Source organism: Yersinia sp. IP36721, from assembly GCF_003634395.1.
Classification (GTDB): Bacteria; Pseudomonadota; Gammaproteobacteria; order Enterobacterales; family Enterobacteriaceae; genus Yersinia; species Yersinia entomophaga.
In genome coordinates this window covers 1-772 of sequence record NZ_QCZL01000081.1, presented here as the reverse complement: position 1 = coordinate 772, position 772 = coordinate 1, and the positions used below count along the sequence as shown (strand labels likewise).

Sequence of the window (772 nt, the reverse complement as noted above, 5' to 3'; positions counted from 1 at the left end):
TGCTCTTCGCAGCACCACCACTCGTATATCGCGGCCGGTTTAAATCTCGTTTTACACACTTTACAATTTCGACTCTTCGGGAGCTTGGCTATCATTCCCGGCCTCCTTCTCTGATTTATCAACGCATTTCTGATGGGCGTAGGTTTCACCCTTGTTAAGCATCAAGAAGCAATACACGCATACGGATTGCGGTAACTGAGTCATCGCGTTCTCCTTACTCTGTCGAATTTGGCGCGCAGCAAAACGCATATGTGATCATATGTGGGTATTTCGCTGGCCGGGATTGGGGGTTTAGGTTTGGTTCGGGATGTCTTGCGGAAGATAAGATTGTCTAGGGCGAAAACTATGCTGCTTTGCCTTTGTCGCATGGTGTATTTCCCCACCGGTTAGCCCACTCGATTTCCAGCTTGGATGCATCGCTGAATATCACGCCCTGCTCAGTGCCGAACCAGTAGATAGCCTCGATAACCTCCACCATCTCACTCACTCGCATCTTGCTAGTACGCTGGCCGAACATCACCACCCCGCCGCCGATTCCAGGAGCCGTACGCTGATCCTGATTTTTGGCCTTAGCCACCATCGCAGTAATCAGGTCTTTCCAGTCAGCTTCATCGTACTTCTCACCGAACCAGAGAACCTGTTTTGATAGGTCGTGCAAAAGTGGCCACATTTTCCGATTCTGGTCATTGCTGCGTTTCTTCTCCTGAATGAGAACCTCAATCGGCTTTTTCTCATCAAGCGGCACACTGCGGATCGCTGCTATGGCGTTGTC

Annotated in this window: 2 protein-coding genes; both read right to left on the bottom strand. The window is 50.4% G+C overall.

From position 1 onward, the window contains the following. On the bottom strand, nt 1–92 hold a 92-nt coding region (locus tag DBA33_RS20405; RefSeq protein ID WP_240442745.1), incomplete at its 3' end, for a recombination protein NinG. 251 nt (nt 93–343) lie between these two features. Further along, on the bottom strand, nt 344–772 hold a 429-nt coding region (locus DBA33_RS20395; RefSeq protein WP_240442744.1), incomplete at its 5' end, for a recombination protein NinB.